This window comes from Rothia kristinae (assembly GCF_016028855.1).
In the GTDB taxonomy this organism is placed as follows: Bacteria; Actinomycetota; Actinomycetes; order Actinomycetales; family Micrococcaceae; genus Rothia; species Rothia kristinae.
In genome coordinates this window covers 961,359-983,417 of the sequence record NZ_CP065738.1, presented here as the reverse complement: position 1 = coordinate 983,417, position 22,059 = coordinate 961,359, and the positions used below count along the sequence as shown (strand labels likewise).

The 22,059-nt window shown below is 69.0% G+C and carries 20 protein-coding genes, 1 rRNA gene and 1 pseudogene; 14 read left to right on the top strand and 8 right to left on the bottom strand.

Annotated elements, in window-relative coordinates:
- Window positions 1-300 precede the first annotated feature (300 nt).
- Window positions 301-1,831, bottom strand: a 16S ribosomal RNA gene (locus I6G21_RS04470).
- A gap of 674 nt (window positions 1,832-2,505) precedes the next feature.
- Between I6G21_RS04470 and I6G21_RS04460 the strand changes: the two genes are divergently transcribed.
- The 3 genes from I6G21_RS04460 to I6G21_RS10675 all read left to right on the top strand — a co-directional run bounded on the left by I6G21_RS04460 (window position 2,506) and on the right by I6G21_RS10675 (window position 6,029).
- Window positions 2,506-3,516, top strand: a complete 1,011-nt coding sequence (locus tag I6G21_RS04460) for an LLM class flavin-dependent oxidoreductase (RefSeq protein WP_058730994.1) — start codon at window positions 2,506-2,508, stop codon at window positions 3,514-3,516.
- Window positions 3,517-4,176: 660 nt separating this feature from the next.
- Window positions 4,177-5,580 carry a carboxylesterase family protein gene (locus tag I6G21_RS10680; RefSeq protein WP_058730993.1) on the top strand — a complete coding sequence of 468 codons (1,404 nt, stop codon included), beginning with the start codon at window positions 4,177-4,179 and terminating at the stop codon, window positions 5,578-5,580.
- Window positions 5,581-5,615: 35 nt separating this feature from the next.
- Window positions 5,616-6,029 carry a ChaB family protein gene (locus I6G21_RS10675; RefSeq protein ID WP_058730992.1) on the top strand — a complete coding sequence of 138 codons (414 nt, stop codon included), beginning with the start codon at window positions 5,616-5,618 and terminating at the stop codon, window positions 6,027-6,029.
- 27 nt (window positions 6,030-6,056) lie between these two features.
- Here the strand turns inward: I6G21_RS10675 and I6G21_RS04450 are convergent, their stop codons facing one another.
- Window positions 6,057-6,677, bottom strand: a complete 621-nt coding sequence (locus tag I6G21_RS04450; protein ID WP_151196570.1) for a DeoR/GlpR family DNA-binding transcription regulator — start codon at window positions 6,675-6,677, stop codon at window positions 6,057-6,059.
- A gap of 118 nt (window positions 6,678-6,795) precedes the next feature.
- Between I6G21_RS04450 and I6G21_RS04445 the strand changes: the two genes are divergently transcribed.
- Complete coding sequence (locus I6G21_RS04445) at window positions 6,796-8,187, top strand: IS1380 family transposase (protein ID WP_129358161.1); 1,392 nt, start codon at window positions 6,796-6,798, stop codon at window positions 8,185-8,187.
- A gap of 168 nt (window positions 8,188-8,355) precedes the next feature.
- On the opposite strand, the pseudogene I6G21_RS04440 reads toward I6G21_RS04445, so the two are convergent.
- Both I6G21_RS04440 and I6G21_RS04435 read right to left on the bottom strand, forming a co-directional pair.
- Window positions 8,356-9,342, bottom strand: a pseudogene (locus I6G21_RS04440) (IS481 family transposase).
- A 61-nt stretch (window positions 9,343-9,403) separates the two neighbouring features.
- Entirely contained in the window at window positions 9,404-10,276 is an 873-nt protein-coding gene (locus I6G21_RS04435) for a DMT family transporter (RefSeq protein ID WP_196826278.1), read from the bottom strand.
- Window positions 10,277-10,352: 76 nt separating this feature from the next.
- Between I6G21_RS04435 and I6G21_RS04430 the strand changes: the two genes are divergently transcribed.
- The 7 genes from I6G21_RS04430 (at window position 10,353) to I6G21_RS04395 (ending at window position 15,468) form a co-directional block, all read left to right on the top strand.
- On the top strand, window positions 10,353-10,922 hold the full coding sequence (locus tag I6G21_RS04430; protein WP_058730988.1) for a TetR/AcrR family transcriptional regulator: 570 nt from the start codon (window positions 10,353-10,355) through the stop codon (window positions 10,920-10,922).
- A gap of 146 nt (window positions 10,923-11,068) precedes the next feature.
- Window positions 11,069-11,452 (top strand): VOC family protein, encoded by a 384-nt coding sequence (locus tag I6G21_RS04425; protein ID WP_058730987.1) that lies wholly within the window; start codon window positions 11,069-11,071, stop codon window positions 11,450-11,452.
- Window positions 11,453-11,621: 169 nt separating this feature from the next.
- Window positions 11,622-12,764, top strand: a complete 1,143-nt coding sequence (locus tag I6G21_RS10670) for a mannose/fructose/sorbose PTS transporter subunit IIA (protein ID WP_232238546.1) — start codon at window positions 11,622-11,624, stop codon at window positions 12,762-12,764.
- Window positions 12,761-13,561, top strand: a complete 801-nt coding sequence (locus I6G21_RS04410; protein ID WP_129358062.1) for a PTS mannose/fructose/sorbose transporter subunit IIC — start codon at window positions 12,761-12,763, stop codon at window positions 13,559-13,561. The genes I6G21_RS10670 and I6G21_RS04410 overlap by 4 nt, the downstream gene beginning before the upstream one ends.
- A gap of 10 nt (window positions 13,562-13,571) precedes the next feature.
- The gene (locus I6G21_RS04405) at window positions 13,572-14,459 is read left to right on the top strand and encodes a PTS system mannose/fructose/sorbose family transporter subunit IID (RefSeq protein ID WP_058730984.1); all 888 of its coding nucleotides are present in this window, start codon (window positions 13,572-13,574) and stop codon (window positions 14,457-14,459) included.
- Complete coding sequence (locus I6G21_RS04400; protein WP_100463524.1) at window positions 14,456-14,953, top strand: hypothetical protein; 498 nt, start codon at window positions 14,456-14,458, stop codon at window positions 14,951-14,953. The genes I6G21_RS04405 and I6G21_RS04400 overlap by 4 nt, the downstream gene beginning before the upstream one ends.
- A gap of 254 nt (window positions 14,954-15,207) precedes the next feature.
- On the top strand, window positions 15,208-15,468 hold the full coding sequence (locus I6G21_RS04395; RefSeq protein WP_058730982.1) for a SemiSWEET family transporter: 261 nt from the start codon (window positions 15,208-15,210) through the stop codon (window positions 15,466-15,468).
- Window positions 15,469-15,641: 173 nt separating this feature from the next.
- Here I6G21_RS04395 and I6G21_RS04390 read toward each other — a convergent pair whose 3' ends face one another.
- A complete protein-coding gene (locus I6G21_RS04390; protein WP_129358061.1) occupies window positions 15,642-16,604 on the bottom strand; it encodes an aldo/keto reductase in 963 nt (320 codons plus the stop codon).
- Between the two features lie 141 nt (window positions 16,605-16,745).
- Window positions 16,746-18,317 carry an MFS transporter gene (locus tag I6G21_RS04385; protein ID WP_081047763.1) on the bottom strand — a complete coding sequence of 524 codons (1,572 nt, stop codon included), beginning with the start codon at window positions 18,315-18,317 and terminating at the stop codon, window positions 16,746-16,748.
- Window positions 18,318-18,466: 149 nt separating this feature from the next.
- On the opposite strand from I6G21_RS04385, the gene I6G21_RS04380 reads away from it, so the two are divergent.
- The gene (locus I6G21_RS04380; RefSeq protein ID WP_129358060.1) at window positions 18,467-18,988 is read left to right on the top strand and encodes an asparaginase domain-containing protein; all 522 of its coding nucleotides are present in this window, start codon (window positions 18,467-18,469) and stop codon (window positions 18,986-18,988) included.
- 22 nt (window positions 18,989-19,010) lie between these two features.
- On the opposite strand, the gene I6G21_RS04375 is transcribed toward I6G21_RS04380, so the two are convergent.
- Together I6G21_RS04375 and I6G21_RS04370 are read right to left on the bottom strand one after the other, a co-directional pair.
- The gene (locus I6G21_RS04375; protein WP_058730979.1) at window positions 19,011-19,811 is read right to left on the bottom strand and encodes a trimeric intracellular cation channel family protein; all 801 of its coding nucleotides are present in this window, start codon (window positions 19,809-19,811) and stop codon (window positions 19,011-19,013) included.
- 76 nt (window positions 19,812-19,887) lie between these two features.
- Complete coding sequence (locus tag I6G21_RS04370; RefSeq protein ID WP_100463522.1) at window positions 19,888-20,160, bottom strand: hypothetical protein; 273 nt, start codon at window positions 20,158-20,160, stop codon at window positions 19,888-19,890.
- Window positions 20,161-20,521: 361 nt separating this feature from the next.
- Here I6G21_RS04370 and I6G21_RS10665 point away from each other — a divergent pair, with 361 nt between their 5' ends.
- Both I6G21_RS10665 and I6G21_RS10660 read left to right on the top strand, forming a co-directional pair.
- The gene (locus I6G21_RS10665) at window positions 20,522-21,205 is read left to right on the top strand and encodes an MFS transporter (RefSeq protein ID WP_232238545.1); all 684 of its coding nucleotides are present in this window, start codon (window positions 20,522-20,524) and stop codon (window positions 21,203-21,205) included.
- Entirely contained in the window at window positions 21,102-22,001 is a 900-nt protein-coding gene (locus I6G21_RS10660) for an MFS transporter (RefSeq protein WP_207483734.1), read from the top strand. The genes I6G21_RS10665 and I6G21_RS10660 overlap by 104 nt, the downstream gene beginning before the upstream one ends.
- The last annotated feature ends 58 nt before the right edge of the window (window positions 22,002-22,059 follow it).

The window sequence follows — 22,059 nt, the reverse complement described above, 5'->3', positions numbered from 1 at the left end:
AGTTCTCAAACAACAACCCACACCACCACCAACACCACACACAACGCATGGCACCAGCAGCAGCCAGGCAAACCCAAGACAACCACCCCAACCCACACCAGCAACAGGAAACCCATCACCAGCACGGGTCAGAAGCTCATTGCCTCAAAACCCAACAGCATGCTCCATCCACTCCACTCACCACACCACCAGCCACACAAGCCGGCAGCATGACAAGAACAGGCGCACATTCCACCCATGAGCAAACCCCACGCACCACACTCGGGCACGAACAGGGCCAACCAAAGTTGAGCTCCTTAGAAAGGAGGTGATCCAGCCGCACCTTCCGGTACGGCTACCTTGTTACGACTTAGTCCCAATCGCCAGTCCCACCTTCGACGACTCCCTCCACAAGGGTTAGGCCATCGGCTTCGGGTGTTACCAACTTTCGTGACTTGACGGGCGGTGTGTACAAGGCCCGGGAACGTATTCACCGCAGCGTTGCTGATCTGCGATTACTAGCGACTCCGACTTCATGGGGTCGAGTTGCAGACCCCAATCCGAACTGAGACCGGCTTTTTGGGATTAGCTCCACCTCACAGTATCGCAACCCATTGTACCGGCCATTGTAGCATGCGTGAAGCCCAAGACATAAGGGGCATGATGATTTGACGTCATCCCCACCTTCCTCCGAGTTGACCCCGGCAGTCTCCTATGAGTCCCCACCATCACGTGCTGGCAACATAGAACGAGGGTTGCGCTCGTTGCGGGACTTAACCCAACATCTCACGACACGAGCTGACGACAACCATGCACCACCTGTACACCAGCCCAAAAGGGAAGAACCATCTCTGGAACGATCCGGTGTATGTCAAGCCTTGGTAAGGTTCTTCGCGTTGCATCGAATTAATCCGCATGCTCCGCCGCTTGTGCGGGCCCCCGTCAATTCCTTTGAGTTTTAGCCTTGCGGCCGTACTCCCCAGGCGGGGCACTTAATGCGTTAGCTACGGCGCGGAAAACGTGGAATGTCCCCCACACCTAGTGCCCAACGTTTACGGCATGGACTACCAGGGTATCTAATCCTGTTCGCTCCCCATGCTTTCGCTCCTCAGCGTCAGTAACAGCCCAGTAACCTGCCTTCGCCATCGGTGTTCCTCCTGATATCTGCGCATTTCACCGCTACACCAGGAATTCCAGTTACCCCTACTGCACTCTAGCCTGCCCGTACCCACTGCACACCCGGAGTTAAGCCCCGGGCTTTCACAGCAGACGCGACAAGCCGCCTACGAGCTCTTTACGCCCAATAATTCCGGACAACGCTTGCGCCCTACGTATTACCGCGGCTGCTGGCACGTAGTTAGCCGGCGCTTCTTCTGCAGGTACCGTCACTTCCGCTTCTTCCCTGCTGAAAGAGGTTTACAACCCGAAGGCCGTCATCCCTCACGCGGCGTCGCTGCATCAGGCTTGCGCCCATTGTGCAATATTCCCCACTGCTGCCTCCCGTAGGAGTCTGGGCCGTGTCTCAGTCCCAGTGTGGCCGGTCACCCTCTCAGGCCGGCTACCCGTCGTCGCCTTGGTAGGCCATTACCCCACCAACCAGCTGATAGGCCGTGAGCCCATCTAAGACCAGTACATAACCCTTTCCACCACCAGCCCATGCGGGCAGTAGTCGCATCCGGTATTAGACCCAGTTTCCCAGGCTTATCCCAGAGTCAAAGGCAGGTCACTCACGTATTACTCACCCGTTCGCCACTCATCCACCCGGTGCAAGCACCAGGCTTCAGCGTTCGACTTGCATGTGTTAAGCACGCCGCCAGCGTTCGTCCTGAGCCAGGATCAAACTCTCCGTTGAAAAACAAAAAGCATGAACACTGGACTCATCAAAATAAATGAACAGCGCAGCGCATCACCAGCCACGGGGTGGCCTCCACGCTGCACCAACACTCTGCATGATGACCACAGTCATTCACAAAAAATACTTGGTATGCACCATCAGAGTGAACAAAGCACACTATTGAGTTCTCAAACAACGAACCACACAGCCACCACCAGCCCCGAACACTCGGAACCAGAGACGACCATCGGTCTCTCGGAAAAACGTCACCGTCTCGATCGGCGGCAACCTGTCCAGCGTACCAGACCCTCACACCATCCCGCAAACCTGCGGATCCTCGGTGATGATCCGGCCGGTCAGGACCGGCCCGCCTCGCGGCGACCTGTAAGACTTTACAGCCCCCCACCAGGGCACGCAAGCCGGATGGCAGTGAAGTGCGCCACCGCCGCGGAGGCCCGGAAATCCGCGGGTCCGCCTCGGTGTCATCGTCCAGACCACAGCCTACGGCGACGCCGGTCACCCGTCCAGACCTCCGTGCCCAGCGCCCCACCCCGAGGCGGAATAGCACCACGGGGCGGGGCGGTTGCACCGGGCAGAATCAGCCTCCGGCGTCCCCGTCCCGCCCTCGTCCCCGATGGGATGCCCGCCCGGCACGCCGCCGCCGAGGCACCCGCCACGGAAGGAAGGCCCTCATGCTCCCCCTGTCCCTCATCGACTTCGCGACCGTCTACGACGGCGAGACCCCCGCGGACAGCTATGTCCGCTCCGTGGACATGGCCCAGCGCGCCGAGGCCCTGGGCTACTCGCGGATCTGGTACGCCGAGCACCACAACATGCCCAGCATCTCCTCCGCCGCCCCGGCCGTGCTGATCTCGCACATCGGAGCGCACACCCGCCGCATCCGGCTGGGCGCCGGCGGCGTCATGCTGCCCAACCACTCACCGCTGACCGTCGCCGAGCAGTTCGGCACCCTCGCGGAGCTGTACCCGGGCCGGATCGACCTGGGGCTGGGCCGGGCCCCCGGCACGGACATGCGCACCCTGCAGGCGCTGCGCCGGGACCCCCAGGACGCCGAGCGCTTCCCCAGCGACGTCGTCGAGCTGCAGGGGTACCTGTCCGGCTCCTCCCGCATCCCCGGGGTGGAGGCGATCCCCGGGCGCGGGACCAACGTTCCCCTGTACATCCTGGGCTCCTCCCTGTTCGGCGCGCAGCTGGCGGCCCGGCTGGGTCTGCCGTACTCCTTCGCCTCGCACTTCGCCCCCGCGGCCCTGGAGCAGGCCACCACGGTGTATCGGGAGACCTTCCAGCCCTCCGAGCACCTGGCCGAGCCGTACGTCATCGCCGCCGTGAACGTCACCGCCGCGGACACCGAGGAGGAGGCCGCCGAGCAGACCCGACTGGTCCGGCGCAACCGGGTCAAGGCCATGGTGGGCCGCGGCAGGGAGTTCACGGAGGAGGAGCTGGACCTGCTGGTGGATTCCCCCGCCGGGCACCAGATCATCGACATGCTGCGCTTCACCGCCCAGGGCACCGGGGATCAGGTGCGGGAGTACCTGGAGCGCTTCACCGCCCAGGCGCAGGCCGACGAGCTGATGGTGTCCCTGCAGTCCCCGACCACCGAGCAGTCCCGCCGCTCCATGGAGATCCTCGCCCAGGCGTGGGGGCTGCCCGCCGAGAACGACGACGCCGCCGCGTCCGCCTGATCCGGCCCGCCGACCCGCGCGGGACTCCGTACGACACCTCGCGATCCGGCATCGCGCCGGTCTGCGATCCGGATCACGAAAAGTCGCGTTCAGGTCTTCCCCTCGCGGGCGGGCGGTGGGATACTGGAGGTGGTTGATCAACCGGACCGATTCCACCGGCAGACGGGAGAGCACATGATCGCTGACCCCGCAGAAGAGCACGCGCGGGCCCGCTGAGGCCCCGGACCGCTTCGACCCCGCTGAGCTGACAGCACACCGCCCAGGGCATCCCGTACGGCGAGACACAGCACGGAAGGCACCGGCCCGGACCCCACGGATTCCGCATCGCAGCGGAGCGAGGCTTCCCGGTCGCCGCGATGAGGGCGAGACCCCACCGAGGAACCGGAGGAACCCGCCTCCCACAGCTCACAGGAGACGGACTCACTGCTTGAGTCCCGCTCCTCCTCTGGCGCCATGCCGACCTCGACGCCCCCACCCGCGATCCACGGCTCCTCGAGCCGCTCGCACCGCCCGTCCTCCGTGACGACGGCGGCAGCCATCCGGATCCGACGCAGGGGGCCGACGGGTCGGCATGAGTGCGTCCGGGGGTGCACCGCAGGTGCCGCCCGGTGCCCGCCATCGGGCGGCACCGCTGGGGACGGGCCCGGATAGGCTCAGTCCATGACCGACGCCCCGCAGCATGTCCGCCCCTGGCAGATCGTCACCGCACCCGCAGGCTCCTTCCGCACGGTGCGCGAGGACGGCGTCGTGCGGGCCCGGGGCATCCGGTACGCCGAGGCCCAGCGCTTCGCCGCCCCCGCGCCCTTCGCCTACCCGCAGACCACTCCGCAGCAGCCCTTCACCGCGGACACCCCCGCCCCAGCCTGCCCCCAGCGCCACCAGGACACCGATGAACGGCTGATCGCCCTCGGCTTCGACGAGCACTGCCAGCGGCTGAGCATCACCCGGCCGGAGGATGGGCGCACGGACCTGCCGGTGCTGCTGTGGATCCACGGCGGCTCCTACACCGGCGGCGCCGGGGACCTCCCGCACTACGATCCGCGCTGGCTGGTGCGGGAGCAGGGCGTGATCGTGGTCAGCGTGACCTACCGGCTGGGGCTGTTCGGCTACCTCGGCGACGCCGGCTCCCGCGAGGCCAACGCCGGGCTGCTGGATCAGCTCGAGGCCCTGCGCTGGACGCACCGCAACATCGCGGCCTTCGGCGGAGACCCGGACAACATCACCGTGGCCGGGCAGTCCGCGGGCGGGCACGCCGCCTGGGACCTGCTGCTGGCCGCGGACGCGCAGGGCCCCGCGACCCGGATGATCCGCCGGGCGATCGTGCAGTCCGCGCCCCTGGGGATCGTGCACGGGCGGACCCAGCGAGTCTGGGAGGCCCTGGCCCCCTCCGCCGAGCAGACCGAGCGGATGCTCGCGGAGACCCCGGAGCAGATCGTCGCCCGGGAATCCGGGATCAACCGGCTGGCCCTGCGCCGGGGAGCCGCGAGGTTCATGCCCTTCTCCACCCGCTACGGCGCGGACCCCCTGCCGCCCGAGGAGCGGCTGGAGGAGGGATGGCGCCGCGCGGCCGAGGCCGTGGACCTGCTGATCGGGACGACGGCGCGGGAGGTCGGCCTGTTCACCGGGATCCTGCCGCCCCTGCAGCGCCTGGGACGCACCCGCTGGGGCTCGCGCGGCGTCGTCGAACCCCTGGTGCGGGCCCTGACCCGGCGCATCTACGCCAAGGACGCCCGCCGCTGGGCACGCCGGTTCCGCGACGCCGGGGGCCGGGTGGGGCTGTACCGCTTCGAGTTCGGGCGCCCCGGGCATCCCCTGGCCTGCTGCCATCTGGCCGAGCTGCCGCTGCTCTTCCCGCACCCCGCCTGGCGCACCGGGCAGGAGGAGGCCGGGGCCGGGGTGACCGGGCCGCAGCTGATGGACTCCTACGATCCCGACACCCTGGAGCGGGCCGGCCGGGAGCTGCGAGCGCGGTGGGGCGCCGTCCTGCACGGGGCGGACCCGGGCGAGCTGACCGGGATCCCCGGGGTCCTGCGGATGCTGCCGGTGGGCGGGCGCCGGGGCTAGGTTGGGAGGCGAACCGCCTTCGAGAGGAGAACCCCGTGCCGAAGACCGACGGGAACGACCGCGCCCGCGCCGAGGAGCTGCCGAAGACCCTGCAGCGCTCGGACCGCAAGGCCCAGGACACCTACGCGCAGACCTACGACTCCGCGATGGAGGAGTACGACGACGCCGAGCGGGCCGCCCGCACGGCGTGGGCCCAGCTGAAGCACACCCACGAGAAGGTCGGGGACCGCTGGGAGCAGAAGGAGCAGTACGGGGACTCGGACGATCGGGCCGCCTCCGCCGGACGCGACGAGGGCGAGACCGCCGGCGGGGTCAACGCCCGGGCCTCCAAGGAGCACCTGTACGAGCAGGCGCAGCGGCTGGGCATCGAGGGCCGCTCCGAGATGACCAAGGACGAGCTCATCGAGGCCCTGGAGAAGGAGAGTCGGCGCCGAACCTCCGGCAGCTGAGGCGGCCGACGCGGCATCCGGGACCGGCTACTCCGGGGCCACCGTGACGACCTGGACCCCCCCGGCCCGAAAGGCCTCCAGGTGGCTCGGGCGGGCCGTCGCCCCCGTGACCAGCACCGAGACGTCCTCGATCCGCCCGAAGCGGTGCACCGAGCTGCGCTCCAGCTTCTCCGGGGAGACCAGCAGGATGCTGCGCCCCGCGGTCTCCAAGCACGCCCGCTTCAGGCGCGCGTCCTCGGCCTCCGTGGCGGTGAGCCCGTGCCCGGGGGCGGCCGAACAGGCGCCGAGCACCGCGACGTCGGCCCGGAAATCCCGCACCGCCTCCACCGCCTGCGCACCCCGGAAGCACAGCGCCACCGGGCGCACCGGACCGCCCGGCACCACGACGTCGGCCCCGGGACGGGCCGCCAGCTCCCCCGCGGCGCGCAGGGACAGAGCCAGGGCCTGGATCGGACGCCCGGCCAGCCGCGCGGCGAGCGCGGCGCAGGTGGTGTCGTCATCCACGATCACCGCCTCCCCGTCCCCGATCAGCTCGGCCGCGGCCCGCGCCATCGCCGCCTTGAGCCCCGGATCCTCCTCCGCCCGCTCGGCGTAGGGGCGGGGGACGCCGTGGGCAGTGCCGCGCCGGGCCCCGCCGTGGGTGCGCACCAGCTAGCCCGGAGATTTCATGGGGGTAGGTGACCCCTGAACGCGAGAAGTGCCCTTGACCTGCAAGGATGTCGATTGCTGAAGTCGATACTTGCAGGATCAGAGGGGCACTTCTCAGGTGAGTAAGCGTAGCGGGCTGTACCCGCATGTCCGGGTTGATGCTGCGGACGTTCCCGCGGTGGCGCATGCGGGCGGGGTGCTGTTGACGCGCACGGTGCGGGTCTCGGGCTTGGATGTGGCGTTGAGGGAGGCGCTGCGACCATGGCGGAAGCCGCTGGTCAGGCACGATCCGGCGAAGGTCGTGACGGATCTGGCGGTTTCGTTGGCGTTGGGTGGGGACGCGTGCCGAGACGCGGCGTTGTTGCGGGCCGAACCCGGCGTGTACGGGCCGGTCGCTTCGGACGCCACGATCAGCCGGACTATCGCGGCCTTGGCCGCTGAGGTCGACAAGGCCGAGAAGGCCATCCCTGGAGCCCGTGCCACAGCGCGCGGACACGCGTGGCGTCTGGCCGGTGACCGCGCCCCGAGCCACGACGCGTCAGCGGCGAATCCGCTGGTCATTGACCTTGACGCGACTCTGGTGACGGCGCACTCGGACAAGGAACAGGGTGCGCCGACGTTCAAACGCGGCTACGGGTTCCACCCGCTGTGCGCCTTCGTGGACCACGGCGGCGACGGCACCGGGGAACCGTTGGCGATGCTCCTGTGCCCGGGCAACGCCGGATCGAACACGGCCGCGGACCACGAGACAGTCATCAAGCAAGCGCTGGCCGCCACACCAGGGATCAACCCGAGGAGGCCGGGTAAGAAGGTCCTGATCCGCACCGATGGCGCTGGTGGCACCCGTGACCTGTTGTGGTTTTGCCACCGGCGCGGGGTGTCGTATTCGATCGGATGGACCCTGCCGGCCGCGATGCCGCAGCTGTACCGGCTCGTGCCCGAGCGCGTGTGGCAGCCGGCGTACGACGCCGACGGGGCCGTGCGTGAGGGCGCGCACGTGGCTGAGCTCACCGACCTGCTCACGCTGAAGGACTACCCGCCGGGCATGCGCGTCATCGTCCGTCGCGAACGTCCCCACCCCGGAGCTCAGCTGCGGTTCGAGGACATCGACGGTTACCGGTTGACCGCGTTCGTCACCAATACGCAGCGTGGACAGCTCGCTGAGCTGGAGTTACGCCACCGTCGGCGGGCCAGGTGTGAGGACCGCATCCGGATCGCCAAGGACACCGGCCTGCACAACCTCCCGTTGCAGGGCTTCGCCCAGAACCGGATCTGGCTGCTCATCGTGCAACTCGCGAACGATCTGCTCGCCTGGATGGGAATGCTCGCCCTGAACGGACACGCCGCCCGCCGGTGGGAACTCAAAACACTGCGGCACCGTCTGTTCACCATCGCCGCAACACTCGCGCGATCCGCCCGTCAACGTCTTCTCCACATCAAGGACACCGCGTCCTGGGCAGTCCTGTTCACCACCGCATGGGACAAACTCGCGACCATGGCCCCACCCTGACCAGCGCCACCCCCGTCCCTTCGAGCCAGCACCGTCCTCGTTCCGTGGAAGACGACGCCCACCGGAAGCGACATCCCGGCCCTTGTCGTACCCACCTGCAAGAATCAGCCGATCTCAACGGCAGCGGCGCCCGTCACACCGGCGCCGCTGCCCGATGAAACATCCGGGCTAGCTGTCCTGACCGGGGACGTTGGTCAATCGTGAGAACGGCGGCTGGTTGCCACAGGCCGTGTGGGGCCGGTGCTGGTTGTAGTAGTGCAGCCACCCGTCCAGCTCACCTCGGCGTTCGGCTTCGGAGGTGTAGCAGCGGGCTTAGGCCCAGCCGTCAGCCAGGGTGCGGTGGAAGCGCTCGATTTTTCCGTTGGTCTGCGGCCGATACGGACGGGTGCGCTTGTGCCGGATGCCGAGCTCTGCGCAGGTGTCGCGCCATAGGTGTGAGCGGTAGGCGCCGCCGTTGTCCGACAGGACGCGCTCGACGGTGGCGCCGCGGGCGTTGAACCACTCGACAGCCCGCACCAGGACCGCGGTGGCGGTGATCGCGGTTTCGTCGTCGTGGATCTCGGCGTAGGCGACGCGGGAGTGGTCGTCGATGACGGTGTGGACGTAGGCCTTGCCCATCAACGGGTCGTAGTGCTTGTTCTTCGGCTTGCCCGGGGTTGTCGCGCGATTCTTCTCGCCTTGGCGGCGTCCGACGTAGCGCCAGCCGCCGCCGTCGGGAATGTTGCCGAGCTTCTTCACATCGACGTGCAGCATCGCGCCGGGATGGTCGTGCTCGTAGCGGCGGACCGGCTCGCCGGTGGCGCGGTCGACGTGGGACAGCCGGTTCAGGTGCGCGTCGACCAGGATGCGGTGGACCGTGGACGGGGCGATGCCGAGTCGACAGGCCAACTGGACTGGCCCCTCGCGAAGGCGCAGTCGCAGGTTGATGCAGCGCCGGGTGGTCTGCGGGCTGGTCCGGTTGGGTGAGTAGCGGGGTCTGGATGATCGGTCCTGCATGAACTCGCCCTGGCGGTAGCGATCGGCCCAGCGCTTCACAGTCGGCCAAGAGACCTGGAAACGGGCGGCGACCTCACTGATCGGCCACCCGTGGTCAACCACGAGTTGGGCGACTTTGAGGCGATGGCGGGGTGTCAGCGCAGCGTTCTGGTGAGTCATTCATGGCCTCATTCTTAGAGTGGTTGCCTCGCGGGTACATGGGCGAGTTGTGTGCGCTGGCTCATGCCGGTTCTGCCGCTGACCTTTCAATGCGTGTGGTGGCGCAGGCCACTCCGCCCAGCACGACAAGCAGCCCCGCCCATTGGATGGGGGAAGGCCGCTGACCGAACATGGCCCAGGCCCACAACATCGTGACGGGGGCTGTCAGGTAGAGCAGGGTGCTGGTTGCGGTGGCCCCCACGTGGCGCAGGCACCAGGTGAAGGTGGCATAGCCGCCCAGGCCTGACAGGAGAACGAGCCAGATGAGCGCCAGCACCAACCGTCCGGAGACGGGAACGCGGAAGCTCCCATCGGCGAGCGCGCAGAGCATGAAGAATCCAGCCGCCACACAGACTTGAATGGTCAGGCTGAGCATGACCGGCATTGCCGGTTGCCACACGCGCTCCAGGAGCGCAGCCGTGGACAGGCCGAGCAGGCTTGCCACCACCAGGCCGACACTGGCCACGCCGGCCGCGCTGATCCCACCAACGCTGAGGGTCACACCGGCAAGCGCCACACCAAGACCAGCCCACTGGCGAATGCTGACGGAATCAGAGAAGACCAGTCGCCCCACGGCGGTGACCAGCAAGGGCTGCAGTGCGCACACCAGGGCAGACAGCCCGGCATCTAGCCCGTGGTGGGCGGCAAGGAACACCCCGCCGAGGAATACGACATGCGACAGCAGCGACAAGGCAACCTGTCGCAACAGATCACCGCGTCCCACGTCGACCACCGCTCGGCGGGTCGAGGACGTCACCATAGAGACGACAAGGAGCACTGCCGCGGTCACCAGGTAGCGCCAAGCCAGTAGCCCCCAGACTCCCACCGCCGTCTGGTCGGCCAAGGACGCGCCCACGAAACCAGAGCTCCACGTCATCACGAATGCTGCAGCCAAGATCCATCGCATCGCAACAGGTAACCATACCGGTCGGTATACTGTCAGTATATCCGCATCCGAGCCAGGAGCAACCATGGACATGGATCTCGAACCCTTCGCTCCAGTGAGCACCACCCCGGCGGGCCACCGGATCCTCGACGCCGCGACATGGCTCTTCCGGGAACAGGGCATCACCGCCACGGGCGTCGACAGCATCGCCGAGCGTGCCAGCACGACCAAGCGAACCCTCTACCAGCGCTTCGACTCCAAGGACCATCTCGTCGCCTGCTACCTGCAACAACGCGCCCATAACTGGCAGGGCGAACTCGTGACCGCACTGCAGCAAGCCAGCCTCGCGGAAGGCCTCGACATCGTCTACGACCACACCATCCGGTGGGCCGGAGACACACTCCGCGGCTGCGCCTTCGCCAACGCCTGGGCCGAAATCGGGGCCAGTGACCACCAGGCCACAAGGATCATCCTGAACGAGAAGAACTGGATGTTGGCACTCTTCACGATCCTGGCCGAAGGCAACCACCGCATGGCCGGTCTACTCCACCTACTCCACGAAGGTGCCCAGGTCACCGCATCCATCCACCAGGACCCCACAGTCTTCACTGAGGCTCGCACCGCATCCCACCACCTGCTGGCCAGCCGGTCATGAGCTCGACCGGCAACCGTCGAGCTCCGGGGCGCGCTTCTCGATCAACGTGTCCGGTTAGTACAGCTGTGATCATCCAACCACTTACCGTGATCGCATCGCGCGGCCGCGAGGCCGCGCCCCGCCATCGATCCCCTCGGAGGAGACCCATGCCCCGCATCGACCACACCGCGATCTGCGTCCGGGACCTGGAAGCCGCCCGCGGCTTCTGGCAGACCTACTTCGGCGCCACCGCCGACGCCGGCTACCACAACCCCCGCACCGGGCTGCGCACCCACTTCCTCACCTTCCAGGACGGCACCCGTCTGGAGATCATGACCCGTCCGGAGCTCACCGACGGCGCAGGGCACACGGCCTTCGGCTGGAACCACCTGGCCCTGTCCCTGGGCTCCGAGCAGGCCGTGGACGAGCTGACCCACCGGCTGCGCGCCGACGGCTACGAGATCCTCGACGGCCCGCGCACGACCGGGGACGGCTACTACGAGACCGCCTTCCTGGATGCGGAGGGCAACCGCATCGAGATCACCGTCTGACCCCGCCGCCGCGCCGTCATACTCGCGCGCCTGCCCGCCTCCGATCTCCGGCGGAGCTACACTGAGCGCGCCGAGACGCGCCGCACCGCCCGCCCCGGCTCCACCCATCACTTCGGGACCGGGCTTCCGCACGGAGGCGCCGTCCCGCCGCACCATCGGAGGATGACGTATGGTCGCGATCATCGTCGCAGCCCACGGGGAGACGGCCCCGGCGCTGCTGAAGACCTCCGGCATGATCCTCGGGGAGATCGAGGGCGTCACCCCCGTGACGTTCCTGCCCGGCCAGGGCCCCGAGGACCTGCTGGAGGCCTACGCAGCCGCCGTCGGCCCGGAGGAGGACGTGCTGCTGCTCGTCGACCTCTTCGGCGGCAGCCCCTACAACGCCGGAGCCCGCTTCGTCGCCGAACGCGAGCACGCCGACGTCGTCACCGGCGTCAACGTGCCCATGCTCCTGGAGGTCCTGCCCGCCGCCAAGCGGCCCACCGCCACCGTGGAGAAGCTCGTCGCCAAGGCCGTGAAGGCCGGGGCCCGCGGGGTCCGCAGCTTCAAGGAGACCATGGCCCCGGCGCAGAAAGCCCCGGCCCAGCAGGCCCCGGCCGCCGGCTCGGCTCCCGCCGCGGGTGCCGAGCAGACGAGCCCGGACGGGCAGGCCTCCACCGACGCCGCCGCCCGCTCCGCCCTGACCCCGCCCGGCGCCACCGCCGCCCCGGAGGGCCAGGCCACCGCCGCCCCGGCCGCAGCGGGTCAGGCCCCGCAGGCGGCCCCGACCGGCGCCGTCGTCCCCCTGGAGGAGATCCCCCGGGACCCCGAACGCCACATGGACGTCGCGTTCCTGCGCATCGACTCCCGCCTGATCCACGGGCAGGTCGCCAACAACTGGGTCAACGACATCGCCCCCAAGACCCTGATCGCCGCCTCCGACGCCGCCGCCCAGGACACCCTGCGCAAGACCCTGCTGCTGCAGGTCGGGCCCGCCTCGGTGCGCACCAACGTGCTCACCGTGGAGCGCACCGTGCGCGTGTACTGGAACCCCGACTACGCCGGGATGCGCACCATGATCGTCGTGGAATCCCCGATGGACGCGCTGCGGCTGCTGCGCGAAGGCGTGCGCGTCAAGGAAGTCAACGTCGGCGGGGTCACCTACCGCAAGGGCATGACCCAGGTCTCCGAAGCCGTGTCCGTGGACGACGAGCACGTCGCCGCCTACCGCGCCATCCACGAACTCGGCGTCCCCCTCACCCTGCAGCAGGTGCCCAGCAGCTCCCGCCAGGACATGATGGCCACCCTGAAGGAGAAAGGCATGCTCCGATGACCCCCGTCCAATTCGTCCTGGTCGTGCTCGTCGCGCTGATCGCCGGCATGGCCTCGGTGCTCGACGAGCGCCAGTTCCACCGCCCCATCGTCACCTGCACCCTCATGGGCCTGGTCCTCGGGGACCTGCAGACCGGCATCGTCCTGGGCGGCTCCCTCGAGCTGATCGCCCTGGGCTGGATGAACGTCGGCGCCGCCATGGCCCCCGACGCCGCCCTCGCCGGGACCGTCGCCTCCGCCGTCGTGATCCTCGGCCACCAATCCGTGGGCGAGGGCATCGCGATCGCCGTGCCCCTGGCCGCGGCCGGGCAGGTGCTCACCATCTTCGTGCGCACCATCGCCGTGTTCTTCCAACATCAAGCCGACCGCTTCGCCGAACAGGCCAACTTCCGCGGCATCGAGCTGATGCACTTCTCCGCGCTGCTGCTGCAGGGCCTGCGCGTGGCGATCCCCACCGCCGCCGTCGCCGCGGTGGCCGGGACCAGCATCGTCGAGCAGTGGCTGAACGCGATCCCCGACGTCGTCACCACCGGCCTGCAGATCGCCGGCGGGTTCATCGTCGTCGTCGGGTACGCGATGGTCATCAACATGATGAAGGCCCGCTCGCTCATGCCGTTCTTCTTCCTCGGCTTCGTGCTGGCCGCCTTCATCCCGGACTTCAACCTCGTGGGTCTGGGCATCATCGGCGCCTGCCTGGCCGTCGTCTACGTGCAGCTGAACCCCGTCTTCCACGACCGCATCCAGGCCCCCGCACCCGCCGCGAGCACCGGCCCGCGCCTGGACAACGAGCTCGAGTAGGAGCCACCCCATGACCGTGCAGCACACCCCCGCCCAGCCCGACGCCGTCTCCGGCGCCGAGGCGACGGCCACCGCCCAGAAGCGCCTGACCCGCCGCGACTACGTCTCCACGTACTTCCGCTCGACCTTCATGCTCGGCTCCTTCAACTTCGAGCGCATGCAGGCCATCGGCGTGTGCGTGAGCATGATCCCCGCGATCCGGCGGTTCTACACCAAGAAGGAGGACCAGGCCGCGGCCCTGGGTCGGCACCTGGAGTTCTTCAACACCCAGCCGTGGATCGCCTCCCCGATCTTCGGGGTCACCGCCGCGATGGAGCGGCAGAAGTCCGAGGGGGAGGACATCTCCGCCGCGGACGTCACCAACGTCAAGGTGGGCCTGATGGGTCCGCTGGCCGGCGTCGGAGACCCCCTGTTCTGGGGCACCGCCCGCCCCGTGCTGGCGGCCCTCGGCGCGTCCCTGGCGATGAGCGGATCCATCCTCGGACCGCTGCTGTTCTTCGTGGTGCTGAACATCATCCGCATCGCGACCCGCTGGTACGGCTTCCGGCTGGGCTACCAGAAGGGCGTGCAGGTGGTCTCCGAGGTCGGCGGCAACACCCTCAAGCGCCTCACCCAGATCGCCTCCGTGATGGGTCTGTTCGTGATGGGCGCGCTGGTGTCCAAGTGGACCACCGTGAACATCCCGTTCGTGCTCTCCGAGTACACCCAGTCCGACGGCAAGCACGTGACCAACACCGTCCAGTCCATCCTGGACTCCCTGCTGCCGGGCCTGGTGCCGCTGCTGCTGACCTTCCTGTGCATGTGGCTGCTGCGGCACAAGGTCAACGCGATCTGGATCATCTTCGGGATGTTCGCCGTCGGGATCCTCGGCTACTGGGCCGGGATCCTCGCCCCGTGAGCCGCCGGGCGCACCGGCAGGCGGCCGGGGACCCGGAGGATCCGGCCGACTCCAGGCGGGCCGGAGGACGGACGGAGGAGCGGCCGAGCTTCCGGGAGACCTTCGTGGCCGTGGGCCAGCAGACCCTGGACAAATCCCGGTACGACGCCGCCCCCGTCGTCTCCGTGGCCGTGGCCGTCACCGTCCTGATGGTGCTGGCGGCGGTGGCGTACACCTGGCTGCCGTGGCTGTCCGTGACCCTGCTGGTGTGCGCCGTGGTGCTGCTGTGGGGCCGGTGGATGATCCTGCGGCAGGTGACCCGGGACCTCGCCCAGATGTCCTCGGCCCGGGAGTCCTTCGCGGCCACCGGAAATCCGGAGTACTCGGAGTTCGTGCGCCTGCGGGCCGAGCAGATGCTGCGGGACAACCGGGCCCTGACCGCCGCGGGGCGCGACGCCGTGCAGGAGCACCTGGCGTGGGCGCGCCGCAGCGTCCAGACGCCGGACGGAGACTGAGCGCGGCGGCCTCGTCGGGGGCGGGGCTGGTGCGTGCTGAGATGCGGGTTTGGTGTTGAGGTGCGCCGTTCGTGCTGAGATGCGGCCCGGCGTGCGGCATCTCAGCACGAACGACGCATCTGAGAACGAATCTCGCACCTCGCGCGGTCGATTCCGGCGGCAGGGCTGGGCGGCGGAGCGCGGTCCAGCGGCGCGCTAAGCTTCTGCGAGGGCGCCGACCGGCGTCCACTGACGACGACGGAAGCGGTGGACCCGTGGAGGACAAGAAGCTCGCGACCCTGGGATGGGTGGCCACCTGCATGTCGGTGGCCATGTACGTGGCCTACATCCCGCAGATCATCGGCAACCTGGAGGGCGACAAGGGCGACTGGATCCAGCCGCTGGTCGCCTCCATCAACTGCACCCTGTGGGTCATCTACGGGATGCTCTACTCCCCGCGGGACTGGCCCCTGGCCGTGGCCAACATGCCCGGCATCGTCTTCGGCCTGCTCGCCTTCTCCACCGCGCTGTTCTGACCGCGGGGCACCCGCACCCGGCCGACCCGGTGCAGAAGCATGCCCTTCCTCCCCTAAAACTGGAGATCCTTCCCATAACGGGACGTGTCACGTCCCGTTATGGGAAGGATCTCCAGTTTTGCGGTGGGATCTGAACCCCGCATCTCACGCGGCCCGGCCACCCGGGCCAGGGATCAGGCGAAGGACTCCGAGGCCTCGTCCAGGGCGTCCACCTCGGCCTGGATCAGCTTCACCCCGGGGGCGGCCATCAGGGCCTCGAGCTGCTCCGGGGTGCGGGCCGAGGCGATCGGGGCGGTCACGCCCTTGGCCAGCAGCCACGCCAGCGCCGCGGTGGTGACCTCGACGTCGTGGTTCAGGGCCACCCGCTTCAGCGCGTCGATGACCTTCAGCCCGGCGTCGATCCCGGTCTCGGAGAAGTACCCGGAGACGAAGTCCTTGCGGGCCGCGCCCTCCAGGTCCTCCTTGCTGGAGTACTTGCCGGTCAGGAAGCCGGAGGCCAGGGAGAAGTAGGAGAACACGGCGACGTCGTACTCCTGGGCGATCTCCCGGTAGCCCTGCTCGTAGTCCTTGCGGTGCAGCAGGTTGTACTGCGGCTGGATCGCCACCGGCACCGCCAGGCCCTCGGCCTTGGCGAACTCGAACCACTGGCGCATCCGGTCCGGGGAGTAGTTGGACAGGCCCACGTACCGGGCCTTCCCGGCGCGCACGACCTCGTCGTAGGCGCGGGCCTGCTCCTCGATGGTCACGGACTCGTCGTCGAAGTGGGCGTAGTACAGATCCACGTGGTCGGTCTGCAGCCGCTCCAGGGAGGCGTCGATCGCCCCGAGCACGGCCTCGCGACTCTGCCCGGAGTGCTCCGGATGCTGGCCGGCCTTGGTCGCGATGACCACATCCGCGCGGTTCTCGCGGGTGGCCAGCCACTTCCCGAGGACCTCCTCGGACTCCCCGCCGGAGTGTCCCTCGGCCCACGCGGAGTACACGTCCGCGGTGTCGATGAAGTTGCCGCCGGCGGCCACGAAGGCATCCAGCACGGCGAAGGACTGCTCCTCATCCGAGGTCCAGCCGAAGGTGTTCCCGCCCAGGTTCAGGGGGAACACGGACAGGTCGGTGCGGGGGATGTCGTTGCGCTCGGTCATGGGGACTCCTTGTCTCGAGGCTCACGACGGCGCCGCGGGCGCGGTCCGTCGTCATCGTCACCACGCACAACGGGACCGGCGGAAGAGGTATTCCGCCGGTCCCCTCGTGTGGATGCCGGGACGAACCCGGCATGGGGTGGGTCAGCGCACCCCGGCGGCCTCCTGCCCGGAGCCGCCGGCCGCACCCGACCCGGCACCCGTCCCAGCGGACGGGCCAGCCGCGGACGACGCCGCGGCGTCGCCGTCGGTGCGGATCTGGGAGATGTCGATCGGCATGGTCGACAGGTCGTACTTCTCGTTCTCGTGGATCGTGGCGGCGACCTCCTGGGCCTCCTCCTCGTGCTCCACAGCGGGCATGGACCCGATGAGGTTGCGTCCGGAGGACTCCTTCATGCAGTACACGCCGATGCCGCCCACCAGGCAGGCGAACATGATGTAGTACGCGCCCATCATCTCGGTGCCGAACAGGTTCTGCAGCGCGGAGATGACCAGCCCGGTGGTGCCGCCGAACAGCCCCACGGCCACGTTGAACATCAGGCCCATCGCGGTGTAGCGCCGGTCCGTGGGGAACAGCGACGGCAGGGCGGAGGCCTGCACGGAGACCTGGAACATCATGATGACGCCCATGATCAGCAGCCCCAGGAACGTGGACCAGGTGTGGCCCAGCATCATCAGGCGGAACGCGGGGATCGCGGCGAGGATGCCGACGACGCAGCCGGTGATCATCACGGGGCGGCGCCCGATGCGGTCCGAGAGGGCCCCGAACAGCGGCAGGCCCACGGAGACGATGATCAGCACGGGGATCAGCAGGGCGTTGCCGTGCAGGGTGTCGTAGCCCAGGGTCTCGGTGAGGTAGGTGGGCATGTAGGTGGTCACGGCGTAGCCGACGACCTGCGCGCACATGACCAGGGCGGTGCCCATGAGGATCTGCGGCCAGAAGTCCCGGATCAGGGAGCCGATCTGGCGCCACATGCCGGTCTTCTCCATCTCCCGCTCATCCTGGGCGACCTGCTCGCTCTGCGCCTCGAAGGCGTGGGACTCCTTGATGTGGCTGCGCATGTACAGCCCGATCAGCCCCAGCGGCAGGGCCACCCAGAACGGGATGCGCCAGCCCCAGGCCAGCATCTGCTCGTCCGTGGTGGCCAGCTCGACGACGGTCACCAGCGCGGCCGCCGCGGCGAAGCCCAGGTAGGAGCCCAGATCCAGGAAGGAGCCCCAGAAGCCGCGGCGACGGTCCGAGGCGTACTCGGCGATGAAGGTCGCGGCCCCGGCGTACTCGCCGCCGGTGGAGAAGCCCTGGACGAACTTCAGCAGGATCAGCAGGATCGGCGCGGCCAGGCCCCAGGCGGAGTAGCCGGGCAGGCAGCCGATGAGGAAGGTGCCCAGGGACATCATGATGATCGTGAACGCGAGGATGGCCCGGCGTCCGATCCGGTCGCCCAGGGGCCCGAGGACCAGGCCGCCGAAGGGCCGCACGACGAAGGTCACGGCCAGGGTCGCGAAGGTGGCCAGCTGGCCCCACGGGTCCGGCAGCGGGAAGAACACCGCGGCGATGTAGGTCATGACGTAGGCAAACACGCCGATGTCGAACCACTCCATGAAGTTGCCCAGGAGGGTCGCGCGCAGCGCCTTCTTCATCTCGGGCTGATCCACGACGTGGATGTCGTCGGGGCTCAGCGCCACACGGTCGGGTGAGGGATGGGTTCGGCTCATCAGTAAGTATGCTTTCCGGTCGACAAACCCGGACTACGGTACTCCTTCTGCTGAGCGATGCAATGCAGATCCTCGGTTCGTGGGGGAATTCACGGCACCCCGGGCTGGTCTACGCTGGTCCGGTCCCACCCCGCTCCCGAAGGAGACCCATGTCCGCACTGCCCGCCGACGCCGCCGCCCCCGACCTGCTGGTGCTGACCACCGGCGGCACGATCGACAAGATCTACTCCACCGCCGGTCAGCTGGAGATCCACGAGCCCACCGTCGGCCCGATCCTCGAGCAGGCCGCCACGAACCTGCGCACCGCGGTGCGCGGCGTGCTCGCCGTGGACTCCCTGGACATAACCGCCGAGCACCGACGCATCCTCACCGAGGCGGTGGCCGCGGCCGAGACCCCGCGCATCGTCATCACCCACGGCACGGACACGATGACCGAGACCGCCGAGCACCTGCTCGCCCATCCGGAGGCCGTCGCGGGGAAGACGGTGGTGCTCACCGGGGCGATGCAGCCCTCCTGCATGAGGATCACGGATGCCCCGTTCAACGTGGGCTCGGCCGTCACCGCCGCGCAGCTGCTGGACCCCGGGGTGTACCTCGCGATGTCCGGGCGGGTCTTCCCGGCGGGCACCGTGGCCAAGGACCGGGCGCGCGGGGTGTTCGTGGACCACTGAGGGTCCGGCGAGTCCGGCGGATTCAGGCGCGGTCGCGCACGCGGCGTCGGCGGCGGCGCCGATGCCGGCGGATCTGCTCCGGGGTGACCGTCTCCAGGTTGCGGGTCAGCGGCTCCCCCGGGGTCCAGCCCTGCTCCTTCAGCGGGCCCCGGCGGATCCGACGCCGCCCCAGGCGCAGCTTGGGGCGCGGGACCGTCAGATCCACCGGGGCCGGCAGGCGCCAGTTGCGCCAGCGGGACAGGATCCCCAGCACCCCGCAGGTCACGATCGCCACACCCATGCCCACGTTGGGCCGGTGCAGCAGCTCCTGGAAGACCACCATCTCAGCACCCCCGATCACCGCGATCGTCGCGTAGAGGGAGTTCCCGCCGAACACCGCCGGGATGCGGTTGACCATGATGTCCCGGATGGCCCCGCCGCCCACCGCGGTGGTGACCCCCAGGGCGACGGCGGGCAGCCAGTGCAGCCCCAGCCCGAGGGCCTTCAGGGTGCCGGTGGCCGTCCAGGCCCCCATGCCGACGAAGTCCAGGACGATCAGCAGCCGATCCGCCCACCGGGACCCCAGATCGATGGTGTAGGCCACCGCCGCCGCGGCCAGGACTCCCACCCAGTACCCGGCGTCGGTCAGGGCCACCGGGAACCCGGAGTTGAGCAGGACGTCGCGGATCATGCCCCCGCCCATCCCGGAGACGATCGCGAGCATGACGAAGCCGACGATGTCGAAGCGGAAGGCCCGCGCGACCGCGCCGCCGAGCAGCCCGTTGGCGGCCACCGCCGCGATGTCCACGGTCCGGAACATCACGCTGGGGTCCCAGTGCTCCACGGGCGGTCTCCTTCGGGGTCGGGGCGGTCGGTCTGGTCGGGGCGGTCGGTCGAGAGGATTCGGCGCGCGGCCCAGGTCAGAGACGCGGGCGGGGGTCGACGTCGTCGGTCTGCGCGGCGTCGGGCCGGGACTTGCCGCGCACGGTCCACAGGGTCCACAGCGGGCCGACCAGGGGGAAGGCGAGCATGACCACGAGGTAGCCGAGCTTGCCGATCGGATCGATGCGGCGGGACCTGCCCACCACCACCAGGGCGACCAGGAACAGGACCGCACAGATCAGGGCGAGGATCCCGATGGTCAGCTCCCCCAGGGACAGCGCCAGCGGGGACGCGGCGGCGAGCGGGATCATGGCGGACTCCTCGGGGTGCGATGGCGGGCCCGGCCGGGGTGCGGGCGGCGCGGGCGCCGGATCCCGCGGGCGGGGCCGGAATCCAGCATGCGGGCCGGGTGCGGCCCGGTCAAGACGGGCGGGTGCGGCCAGGTCCGCGACGGCTCCCGACCCCACCGCGGCGGCGTGTCCAGAACCACGACCCTCGCAGGTACTTAGCTTCCCTTTGCACTGTAGGATCGAGAAGCCAGAAGATCAGTACGGTGATGATCTGCCGATCCCGCCGACCGCAGGGCCGCCCGCCGGGACCACCGCCGCGCCGCCCCGATCCCTGGCCGGACGCGGCCCACCGGCGGCGCCCGCGGCATCGAACGGAAAGGGCATGAGCATGGTCGCCGGACCCTCGCATCGGGAGCAGCATCGGCACTGGGAGGTCGAGGACGTCACCGTCACCGAACCGCCCGTCATCAAGCGCGCCATCGCGGCGGCCGCCATCGGCAACATCACCGAGTGGTACGACTTCGGCGTGTACGGCTACCTCTCGCTGACCATGAAGACCGTCTTCTTCCCGGAGACCGACGGCGTGCTCGGCAGCATCCTCGTGGCCGGGCTGTTCGCCGTCGCCTTCCTCGTGCGCCCCCTGGGCGGGATGTTCTTCGGCCCGCTCTCGGACCGGATCGGGCGCAACCGGGTGCTCGCGCTGACCATGCTGCTCATGGCCGCCGGCACCTTCCTCATCGGCTGCCTGCCGGACTACCACTCCATCGGGCTGTGGGCGGCCTTCCTGCTGCTGTGCCGGCTGCTGCAGGGCTTCTCCACCGGCGGGGAGTACGGCAACGCCATGACCTTCATCGCCGAATACGCCCCGGACCGACGCCGCGGCCTGCTCGGCTCCATGCTGGAGGCCGGCACCTTCACCGGCTACCTGCTCGGCGCCTCCCTGGCCACCATCATGTCCGGGGGTGCTCAGCCCCGAGGCCATGCTGGCCTGGGGCTGGCGGGTGCCCTTCTACGTCGCCCTGCCCCTGGGCGTGGTCGGCCTGTACCTGCGCTCCAAGCTGGATGACACCCCCGCCTTCGAGGCCATGGAGAAGAAGTCCGCGGCGAAGGAGGAGCACCGCGTGGGCGCCCAGCTGAAGGAGACCTTCCGGCTCTGGCCCAACATGCTCGTGTGCTGCGGCCTGGTGATCGCCTGGAACGTCGCCAACTACATGCTCACCGCCTACATGCCCTCCTACATCCCGATCATGGCGAGCATGCAGGGCGGGCGCGGGGCCGTCTCCGAGCTGACCTCCCAGATCCTGCAGATCATCGTCATGGCCGTGTGCCTGGCGCTGATCCCCGTGCTCGGGTGGCTCTCGGATCGGGTGGGCCGGCGCGCCGTCGCCCTGACCGGCTCCGCCGCGCTGATCCTGCTGGCCGTCCCCGCCCTGCTTCTGATCCGCGCGGACGGGACGCTGAGCACCCTGTTCGGCCTGCTCATCATGGGTCTGTCCCTGATCTGCTTCAGCGCGACCATGCCCTCGACCCTGCCCTCCCTGTTCCCCACCGCCCTGCGCGCCGGGGCCCTGTCCATCGCCTTCAACATCTCCATCTCGCTGTTCGGCGGCACCACCTCGGTGGTCATGGAGACCCTGGTGGGCAAGACCCAGAACCTCATGTGGCCGGCCTACTACCTGATGATCACCGGGGTCATCGGGTTCATCTCCCTGCGCTTCACCCCGGAGTCCAACGGACGGCCGCTGTGGGGGTCGACGCCGGCCGTGGCCCGCCCCGAGGAGGCCCCCGAGCACGTCGCCGAGCTCAACGGCCGGGTCCAGGCCGCGCAGCAGCCCCGCGAGAAGGCGCCCACCGCGGGCTGACCAGCGCGGACGCCCGCCCGGACATCCGCCCCGGCCCCACCTCGCCAAGCCCTTCCCC